9 protein-coding genes are annotated in these 9623 nt (G+C 65.2%); 5 read left to right on the top strand and 4 right to left on the bottom strand.

The genetic code is table 11. The annotated features are described in order from the left end of the window. Both IVB47_RS14145 and IVB47_RS14140 read right to left on the bottom strand, forming a co-directional pair. The coding region (locus IVB47_RS14145; RefSeq protein WP_247462209.1) for a class I adenylate-forming enzyme family protein at nucleotides 1-1391 on the bottom strand (1391 nt) is incomplete at its 3' end. Between the two features lie 4 nt (nucleotides 1392-1395). Then, on the bottom strand, nucleotides 1396-3246 hold the full coding sequence (locus IVB47_RS14140) for an extracellular solute-binding protein (protein ID WP_247463163.1): 1851 nt from the start codon (nucleotides 3244-3246) through the stop codon (nucleotides 1396-1398). A gap of 259 nt (nucleotides 3247-3505) precedes the next feature. On the opposite strand from IVB47_RS14140, the gene IVB47_RS14135 reads away from it, so the two are divergent. Then, the gene (locus IVB47_RS14135) at nucleotides 3506-4318 is read left to right on the top strand and encodes an invasion associated locus B family protein (RefSeq protein ID WP_027567000.1); all 813 of its coding nucleotides are present in this window, start codon (nucleotides 3506-3508) and stop codon (nucleotides 4316-4318) included. Between the two features lie 76 nt (nucleotides 4319-4394). On the opposite strand, the gene hspQ is transcribed toward IVB47_RS14135, so the two are convergent. After that, the gene (gene hspQ, locus IVB47_RS14130) at nucleotides 4395-4727 is read right to left on the bottom strand and encodes a heat shock protein HspQ (RefSeq protein WP_027518019.1); all 333 of its coding nucleotides are present in this window, start codon (nucleotides 4725-4727) and stop codon (nucleotides 4395-4397) included. A gap of 106 nt (nucleotides 4728-4833) precedes the next feature. On the opposite strand from hspQ, the gene IVB47_RS14125 reads away from it, so the two are divergent. Next, a complete protein-coding gene (locus tag IVB47_RS14125) occupies nucleotides 4834-5787 on the top strand; it encodes an AEC family transporter (RefSeq protein WP_027566999.1) in 954 nt (317 codons plus the stop codon). 7 nt (nucleotides 5788-5794) lie between these two features. Here the strand turns inward: IVB47_RS14125 and IVB47_RS14120 are convergent, their stop codons facing one another. Continuing rightward, complete coding sequence (locus tag IVB47_RS14120; RefSeq protein ID WP_247462207.1) at nucleotides 5795-6979, bottom strand: UbiH/UbiF family hydroxylase; 1185 nt, start codon at nucleotides 6977-6979, stop codon at nucleotides 5795-5797. An 87-nt stretch (nucleotides 6980-7066) separates the two neighbouring features. On the opposite strand from IVB47_RS14120, the gene pcsA reads away from it, so the two are divergent. The 3 genes from pcsA (at nucleotide 7067) to IVB47_RS14105 (ending at nucleotide 9619) form a co-directional block, all read left to right on the top strand. Continuing rightward, complete coding sequence (pcsA, locus tag IVB47_RS14115) at nucleotides 7067-7834, top strand: phosphatidylcholine synthase (RefSeq protein ID WP_027566997.1); 768 nt, start codon at nucleotides 7067-7069, stop codon at nucleotides 7832-7834. Continuing rightward, nucleotides 7831-8568 carry a TerC family protein gene (locus IVB47_RS14110; protein WP_247462205.1) on the top strand — a complete coding sequence of 246 codons (738 nt, stop codon included), beginning with the start codon at nucleotides 7831-7833 and terminating at the stop codon, nucleotides 8566-8568. Before pcsA ends, IVB47_RS14110 begins: the two co-directional genes overlap by 4 nt. Before the next feature lie 76 nt (nucleotides 8569-8644). After that, the gene (locus IVB47_RS14105; protein ID WP_027566995.1) at nucleotides 8645-9619 is read left to right on the top strand and encodes a quinone oxidoreductase; all 975 of its coding nucleotides are present in this window, start codon (nucleotides 8645-8647) and stop codon (nucleotides 9617-9619) included. Nucleotides 9620-9623 lie beyond the last annotated feature (4 nt).

Genomic DNA, 9623 nt, shown 5'->3' with positions numbered 1-9623 from the left:
TGACCGGAGAGCCGGTCGGGCAGCGCGGTCAGCAAGGCGCCCTGGCCGAGCCGGCGCGCCCATTCCTGGAGGTCGTTGGACAGGAAGCGGTAGCCGCCGACCGCCATGATCCCGGAGGGCGGCGCGGTGATGCAGATCGCGCCGCTGGGACGATCGAGCCGCGCGGCATAGCCAGTGTCGACATAGTCGCGTGGCGGCTGCGCGATCAGGCTGTCGCCGACCGGCGGCGGCGGGGCGTAGGCCGCGATCGGCACCATCGGGCCGCGCAGCCCGAGCGTGCCCTTCGGCGTCAGCAGAATCTCGCCGGCGATCGACGAACCCGACTGCTCGCGCGGCGCGCCGTGCGGTCCCGGCATCACCGGCACCGGCATGCCGTCCTCGCCACGCCGGGCGCCGAACAATCCGGCCTCGCCGAACAGATAGACGTCCGTGAACGGCGCATGCGGCGCGATCCATGCCTCGCTCGCCGCCACCTGCTCGGGGGCACGCCACAGGCCGATGACGTTGCGCAAGGTCGGCATCCGCGCCGCCAGATCGGAATCGCCGAGCCGCTGGGCATACTGCGCCGGTGCGATCAGCACGTCGCATTCGTGCGCGTTGATCTGCTGCTCCAACACGTCGTTCTCGAACGGATGATGCAGCGCCAGCGTGCCGCCGCACAGCAGCCACACCGCGAGCGAGGAGGCGAGTCCTGCGAACGACATCGGCGTGAACGCCGCCATCACGGTCGCCCCCTGCCTGATGTCGGCTTCCAGCGACATCGCGAGCCCACCGGCGATCAGGCTGAAATGCGGCCGCGGCACCGGCCGAAAGCCTTCCGCGGTGACGTCGAAGGAGATCATCGCCGCCTTGCGGCCATCCTGAATCACGGCGCGCGCGGTGCCGGGCGGACGGGCCAGCACGTCGTCGAGCGAGGCCATACCTTCGGGCAGGTTGGTGCCGAAGCCGCAGACATGGCGGATGGAGAAGGCTTCCGCGGCCGCGTGCATCGCGAGATCGGAATAGCTGACGCCGTCGACCGTGCTCATGGTGACGATGGCGCGCGCCGCGGTGCGGTTGAGAGCGGCGGTCAGTTCGGCATGGCGCCAGAGCAGCGGCAGTACGGCGACGACGAGGCCGGCGCGATGGGCGGCGAGAACGGTGAGCACGAACTCGACCGTGTTCGGCAGCTGGATCGCGATGACGGAATTGGCCGGCAGGCCCGATTCGACGAAATAGGCCGACAGCGCCTCGATGGCCGTGTCAGCCTCGGCATAGCTCATCCGCCGCGGCTGGTGACCGGTCACGCGGAACTTGTTCAGGGGGTCGAGCAGAGCGGTCGCGTGCGGCTGCCGCATCAGCGTGCGCTGAAACAGCGTGTCGAGCGTCGGCGATACGGCTGGCTGGTTCACGGCGTCACTTTGCTTGATGAGCTTGCGGCGGCCCCCTCGACCACCAGGCCTCCGGCAAATAGCCGGACAGCGAGGTGGCCTCTGGCCGTTCTATCCGATTCCAGCGCGCGATCCATTGCTCCGATACGTTAAACAGGGGGATTGTGTAGAAACCGGAGATCAAAGCGCGATCGAGCGCCCGCACTGCGGATACGAAATCCGTATGTTCACGGGCTTCCAGCAGTGCGGCGATCATCGCATCGACCGCGGGATTCCGGGCGCCCATGTAGTTGCGGGTGCCCGGATTGTCGGCGGCAGCGCTCCCCCAGTAGAAATATTGCTCGTTGCCCGGCGACAGCGACTGGTCCCAGCGGTTCTGGATCATGTCGAATTCGTAGGCGAGCCGGCGCTGGTCGAATTGCACGGGATCGACCGATCGCACGCTCGGCTCGATGCCGGCACGCTTGAGGTCGCGCTGGAACGCCAGCGCGACGCGTTCCTGGTCGCGGGTCGTGACCAAAATCTCGAAGGTGAAGGGCGCCTTGGTCGCGCGGTTGCGCAGCACGGTGCCGTCGAGATCGTAGCCGGCCTCCGACAACAGCTTCAGGGCCGTGCGGAGCGTGGTCCGGTCGCGGCCCGAACCGTCGGTCACCGGCAAGCGGTAGCTGCCGTCCAGGATGTCAGGCGGGATCTGCGCGGCGAACGGCTTGAGCAGCTCGCGCTCGCGCGCATCGGCGGGATGGCCATACGCTGAAAGATCCGAGCCGGCAAAATAGCCGGCGACGCGCGAGTAGAGGTTGAAGAAGTAGTTGCGGTTGACCAGCTCGAAATCGAACAGCAGCGTCAAGGCCTGGCGCACGCGGATGTCGGCGAAGATGGGGCGCCTCGTGTTGAACACCAGAAATTCGGAAGGTTGCGGCACGCCCGGCCTGAAGGTGTCGCGGATCACGTCGCCATTCTTCGCCGCGGGAAAGTCGTAGCCGTCGTGCCAGCGCAGCGGCTCGTGCTCGATGCGGAAATCATAAAGGCCGCGCTTGAAAGCTTCGAACTGGCCGTTGGCCTCGCGAAAATAGTCGAGCCTGATCTCGTCGAAATTGTAGAGCCCGCGATTTATTGGGAGGTCGCGGCCCCAATAGTCGGGATTGCGGGTCAGCGTCACGCTGGCGCCGGGCCTCACGGCGGTGACGCGATAGGGGCCGGAGCCGACCGGGCCCGTCAGCGTCGTCTCCTCGAAAGCCGCGACGTCGACCGCGTGTTTCGGCAGGATCGGCATCAGGCCGAGGATCAGCGGCAGTTCGCGGTCATTGGCTCCCGCAAGGTCGAAGCGGACGGTGAGGGGATCCAGCGCCTCGGCCCTTGCGACCTTGCCGTAATATTGCCGGTGATTGGGGCGGCCGTGGTCGCGCAGCAACTGCCAGGAGAACAGCACGTCCTCGGCGCGGACTGGCTTGCCGTCGGAGAAGCGGGCGCGGGGATCGATGTGGAACGTGACAAAGCTGCGCTCGTCATCGGTCTCGACCGATCTGGCGAGCAGGCCGTAGAGCGTAAACGGCTCGTCATTGCCGCGCGCGAGCAGGCTCTCGACCACGTAGTTCCGGACCGGCTGCACGGCCAGTCCTTTGACGATGAAGGGATTGAGGCTGTCGAAGGTGCCGAGAACGCCCCAGGTCAGCCGGCCGCCTTTGGGGGCTTCAGGGTTGACGTAAGGCATGTGGGTGAAATCGGCAGGCATCGCCGGCTTGCCGTGCATGGCGATGGCGTGGGCTTCCGCGGCCCTTGCGCCGCTTGCCGGGAGCCCCAAGGCGAAAGCCAGGATGCAGAGGCGGACGCAAAGACCCTCAGGGCGGCCCTCGAGAAGGCGCTGGAACATGAACATCTGCACACGTTGATTCGAGGACTGCGGGCCTGAATGCTATCACAGGGATTTTCCCGGGGGCGCACGCCGGCGAGCGGCCAAAGACGCTTGTCGGCATTGATCTTTTCGTCGGCCACGTTAAGAAGGCACGCAATCGCGCACGAGCGCCGAGCCGTCACTTATCCGCCTCATTTGACGGGGAGAGAGCCGCGCCCAACGCGGCCAGGTTCGGTGCGTCGAAGCGGTTCGGGCACTTCCCGTTTAGAAAGGGTTTTCCGCAATGAATTTCCGTTACTTGGCCGCGTCCGTCCGGCCGCGCGGGCGACTTCTCGCCTTGTTAACGGCGACAGCGTTGGCCGTCCCGTTTGCCGCCGAGGCTCAGGCTCCCGCGCCAGCTCCGGGCGCGCCCGCGCCCAAGGCGGCTCCGCCGAAGGCGGCTCCGAAGGCTGCCCCCAAGGCGCCGGCGCCGGCCGCTCAGGCACCCGCCCAGCCGGCTCCCGCCCAAGGCGCTCCGGCTCAGCAGGGCGCGGCTCAGCCCGCGGATCAGCAGATTCAGCTGATCTATGCCCCCTGGACCAAGTTCTGCCTCAAGGGCCAGGACGCCAATGCCAAGCAGGTCTGCTTCACCGGCAAGGACGGCCGTATCGAGTCGGGCCAGCCGGTCATCGCGGCCGTCATCATCGAGCCGGAAGGCGAGCCGAAGAAGATCCTGCGTGTGACGCTGCCGCTCGGCATGCAGCTGGTGCACGGCACCCGCATCATCGTGGACAACAATGCGCCGTTGCAGAGCCCGTACGTGATCTGCTTCCAGAACGGCTGCATGTCCGACTACGAGGCCACGCCCGAGTTCATCAACAGCATGAAGAAGGGCCAGAACCTCGTTGTTCAGGCGATCAATGCCAACGGTGCGCCGCTGACGCTGCCGCTGCCGCTCGCCGGCGAATTCCAGAAGGCCTATGACGGTCCGCCGACCGACCCGAAGGTGTTCGAGGAAACCCAGAGGAAGCTGCAGGAAGAGCTCCAGAAGAAGGCTGAAGAGCTGCAGAAGAAGCAGCAGCAAGCGCCTGGCGCCCCTCCGGCTGGACAGAAGTAATCGGGACCCGATCCCGGACATGAAAAAGGCGCTCGGTTCGAGCGCCTTTTTTGCTGGCCAGTTGATGGCTGCGAACTCAGTTCAGCGACGGATTGCGCGGGCGGTAACCGCCGGTCTTGTCCTTGACGAAGATCTCGGCGACCTGGGAATGCCGGACCGGTTCGCCGGAATCGTCCGGCACCAGGTTCTGTTCGGAGACGTAGGCGACGTATTCCGACTCCGCGTTCTCCGCGAGCAGGTGATAGAACGGCTGGTCCTTGTGGGGCCGCACCTCCTCGGGGATCGACAGCCACCACTCCTCGGTGTTGTTGAATTCCGGATCGATGTCGAAGATCACGCCCCGGAACGAGAAGATCCGGTGGCGCACGACCTGTCCGATCTGGAATTTGGCGGTCCGCGCTTTAATCATTCCCCGTCGATAGACCAGGATTGTGGCCGATGCTAGTGCCCTGATCTGGAATTAACCCGCGGGTGCGGGGCAGATAGCCCCCAAATCTTCAGAAAACACTTCATCAATGGTCGATATCCTCAATCTGGCTCTACCTTATTTCGGCTTGATCTTCGTTGGATTCGCCTGCGGCAAGGTCAAATCCCTGCCGGAATCGGGCCTCGCCTGGATGAACTTCTTCCTGCTCTACGTGTCGCTCCCGGCGCTGCTGTTTGCGATCATGTCGAAGACGCCGTTCTCCGAATTGAACAACCCGCCATTCCTGGTCGCGACCACGCTGTCGACCGTTGCGGCGTTCACACTCGCGCTGGTCGTCGGCAAGGTTCTCGGCGGGCTGACATTGCGCGAGGCGACGCTCGCCGGGCTCTCCGGCGGCTACGGAAACATCGGCTACATGGGACCCGGCCTGGCGCTCGCCGTGCTCGGGCCCAAGGCCTCGGCGCCCACTGCGCTGATCTTCTGCTGTGACAGCATCTTCCTGTTCACCATCGTGCCGCTGCTGATCGAGCTTTCCGACCGCGATCATCCCTCGATCGTGCATGCCTTCGGCGTCGTGCTGAAGCAGATCGTGCTCAACCCGCTGATCATGTCGGCCTGTTTTGGCGCGGCCTTCGCATCGCTGCATATCGAGATGCCTGTCGCGCTTGATCGCACCATCACATTCCTCCAGAACGCAGCCGCCCCGACCGCACTGTTCGTGCTCGGCGTCACCGTCGCACTCCGCCCGTTCGATCGGGTCCCATGGGAAGTGCCGGGCGTGATCGCGGTCAAGCTCCTGATCCACCCGCTCGCAGCGTTCGGCCTGATGCTGGCGTTCGGCCCGTTCGCGCAGCCCTGGGCGGCGACCGCCGTGCTGATGGCCTCGCTGCCGCCGGCGTTGAACGTGTTCGTCATCGCCCGGCAGAACGACGCCTGGATCGAGTCCGCCTCCGTCGCGGTGCTGCTCGGGACGTTTGCGTCCGTGGTCACCCTGACCAGCGTGATGTGGGCGATTCAGACCGGCCGGCTGGCGTTTCCTTGAGCGGTCGTTACTTCCGCCAGGTCGGCGTCAGCCCCTCGCGCATCGCAAAACGCCGGAGCGGGCCGATGGCGCCGAGCAGGTGCATGCCGACCGCGCGGACCGGCTGGAGCGGCAGGAAATCGTTGAGCAGCGAGCGGTTGGCGATGTCGATCGCAAAGGTCCGGCTCAGGATGTCGGGACGCCGGGCCCGGTCGTAACGCTTGAGCACGTCTGCTGCGCCAGGATCCTGACCGGACGCGATGGCCTCGCCCGCAAGCCGCGCAATGTCGGCGGCATCGCGGAGGCCGAGATTGAGGCCTTGGGCGCCGATCGGCGGAACCACATGGGCGGCTTCGCCGACTAGCGCGATGCGATCGCGGCCAAAGGATATGGGACGTTCGATCGCCAGCGGAAACAGATGGCGGCCCGGCTCGACCGTCATGCGTCCGAGGATTGAATGCGACTGCTTCTCGATCGCGGCGGACAATTCCTCGTCGCTCAATCCGCGAAGCCGTTCGGCCTCCGCAGGCGCCGAGACCCAGACGACGCTGGAGCGATCGCCGGGCAGGGGCACGAACACGCAAGGACCGTGCGGCGTGTGGAACTCGGTCGAGACGCTGCGATGGGGCCGCGCGTGGCCGACGTTGAAAGTCAGCGCCGTCTGGGTCAGCTCGCGCCGCGTCACCGCGATGCCGGAGGCTTCGCGACAAAGCGAATGCCGGCCGTCGGCCCCGACCACGAGGCGGGCCGACAGAAATTGCGCAGCCGCCGTGCGGATCGCGACGTCATCGGCTTCGATGACGACAGTTTCGGCCTCGTCGTCGAAACGGACGAGACCGGGCAGTTCGGCCGCGCGCGCTTCCAGCGCCAGCATCAGCGAGCGGTTGTCGATGTTGTAGCCGAAGGCATCGCGGCCGATTTCATGGCAGGAGAACCGGACCTCAGGCGCGCGGAAGAGCCGGCCGGTGTCGTCGACGAGCCGCATGATTTCGAGCGCGGCCGCCTTGTCCTTGCAGCGGGGCCAGACATCGAGGCTCTCCAGCAGATCGACGGAGGCACCGAGTAGCGCCGTGGTGCGATTGTCGGCATAGGGCACGCGACGCGCCACCAGCGCGGTCCGTGCGCCCGCCTGCGCCAGTGCGATGGCCGCGCTAAGTCCCGCCGGTCCGCCGCCGATCACGGCCGCGTCAAAGAGTGTCGATGCATCTGTCATGGAACGACATTGGACACGCCCCGCGGCAAATTCAAGCCCAGTCATATTGCCCTGATTTTATGACGAATTGTGCGACCGGGCGCCGCAATGGCTTATGTGCAAACCGGTGTCATTCTGATAGCAGAAGCCATGGACAGCCAAGAGGATTCCCTGAAGCCCAGGCCCGCGATCCGCGCCGCTGCCTTCTCGGTGCACATCTTCACCGCGTTCGGTGCGGCGATCGCGCTGCTGGCGATGCTTGAGGCCGTGCGCGAGCACTGGGCGGCGATGTTTCAATGGCTGGGCGTCGCCCTCATCATCGACGCGATCGACGGGCCGATCGCGCGCCGGCTCAACGTCAAGGACGTGCAGCCGAACTGGTCGGGCGACGTGCTCGATCTCGTGGTCGACTTCGTCACCTACGTCTTCGTGCCGGCCTATGCGATCGTGGCCAGCGGCTTGCTGTTGCCGGTCGCAGCACCCTTGCTCGGCGTCGCCATCATTGTCACCAGCGCACTATATTTCGCCGATCTGCGCATGAAGGCGGACGACAATCATTTCCGCGGTTTTCCGGCGCTGTGGAATGCGGCGGCGTTCTATCTGTTCCTGCTGCACTGGCCGCCGCTGCTGTCGACGCTGTTGGTCGCAAGCCTGGTGGTGCTGACCTTCGTGCCGTTCCACGTGCTGCATCCGGTGCGCGTCGTGCGCTTGCGCTGGCTGACGATGTCGCTGATCGCCATCTGGGCTCTGCTTTCCTTCTATACCCTGCAGATGGACTTTCGCGTCGGCACGGGCGTGACTGTCGTGCTCTGCGCGATCGCGCTCTGGATCAGCTTCAGCGACGCATTAATACGGCTGACAAGATCCTTCGCATGATGCACCTGTTGACCAGCCCAGAAGCCTGGGCCGCGCTCCTCACTTTGACCGCGCTCGAGATCGTGCTCGGCATCGACAACGTCATCTTCCTGTCGGTGATCGTCTCGCGCATTCCCGAGAAGCAGGCGCACCGCGCCCGCCAGATCGGGCTCGCACTGGCGCTGGTCTTCCGCATCATCCTGCTCAGCCTGCTGGTCTGGCTGATCGGCCTGACCGCGCCGGTGTTTTCGTTTTCGGGCTATGGCTTCTCGTGGCGCGACCTCATCCTGATCTGCGGCGGCCTGTTCCTGATCGCGAAGGCGACGCACGAGATCCATGGTGAGGTCGAAGCCGATGACGGCGAAGGCGACGCGAAGTCCCCTCGTAGCGCTTTCTTCTGGGTCATCGTCCAGATCGTGATCATCGACATCGTGTTCTCGCTGGACTCGATCATCACAGCGATCGGCATGGCGCAGGACATCGAGATCATGATCGCGGCGGTCGTGATCGCCTGTCTCATCATGTACATTTCGGCCGGACCGGTGTCGCGATTCGTCGCGGAGCATCCGACCACGAAAATGCTGGCGCTGGCCTTCCTGGTGCTGATCGGCGTCGCGTTGGTTGCGGACGGATTCCAATTCCACATCCCGCGCGGCTACATCTATTTCGCGATTGCGTTCTCGGCGGCGGTCGAGTTCTTCAATGTGCTGGCCAAGCGCAACCGCAGGAACACCCGCAAAAAACCGTCGATCTAGGCGTTCCAGCCGGCGTCGAGTTGACAAGGCGGGCGCGATGTCTTTCGCTGGCCCCGCGAGAAGAGGAGGTCAGGTGATGACCAAAGCCGTCCGTGTGCACAAGGTCGGAGGCCCCGAAGCCCTGGTCTATGAGAGCGTCGATGTTCCGGCGCCCGGCCCCGGCGAGGTGCGCATCCTCCAGCATGCCGTCGGCCTGAACTTCATCGATGTCTATTACCGCACCGGCCTCTACAAGGCGCCGGGGCTGCCCTTCATCGCCGGCAACGAGGCCTCGGGAGAGGTCCTCGCAGTCGGGCCAGGCGTGACGAATTTCCATCCGGGCGACCGCGTCGCCTACTACCACAATCTCGGCGCCTATACCGGGGAGCGCAACATCCCCTGGGAGCGGCTGGTCAAGCTGCCCGACCACATCACCCACGAGCAGGGCGCCGTGCTGATGCTGAAGGGGCTGACGGTCTGGTATCTCCTGCACAAGACCTTCAAGGTCGAGCCGCATCATCGCGTGCTGATCCATGCCGCGGCCGGCGGCATCGGCCTGCTCGCCTGCCAATGGGCGAGGGCCATGGGCGCCCATGTCATCGGCACCGTTGGCTCGCGCGAAAAGGCTGCGCTTGCCGAGGCCAATGGCTGCGACCATGTCATCCTCTACAATGAGGAAGACTTCGTCGCGCGCGTCAAACAGATCAGCCGCAACGAGGGTTGCGACGTGGTCTATGACGGCGTCGGCAAGGCGACGTTCCCGGGCTCGCTGTCCTGCCTGAAGCCGCGCGGAATGTTCGTCTCCTTCGGCAATGCCTCAGGGCCGGTGCCGCCGTTCTCGATCGCCGAGCTCAATACCCACGGCTCGCTGTTTGCGACCCGGCCCAAGCTCAACGACTATATCGGTACGCGCAAGGAGTTGCTGGAAGGCGCCGACACGCTGTTCGCTGCCGTCATCAACGGCAAGCTGCACGTGCCGATCAACCATGCCTACGCGCTCAAGGACGCCGCCAAGGCGCATATCGATCTCGAAAGCCGCAAGACCACGGGCGCGTCGATCTTGAAGCCGTAACTCA

The organism is Bradyrhizobium sp. 62, assembly GCF_023073035.1.
Taxonomy (GTDB): Bacteria; Pseudomonadota; Alphaproteobacteria; order Rhizobiales; family Xanthobacteraceae; genus Bradyrhizobium.
This window is presented reverse-complemented; position numbering and strand designations above follow the sequence as displayed.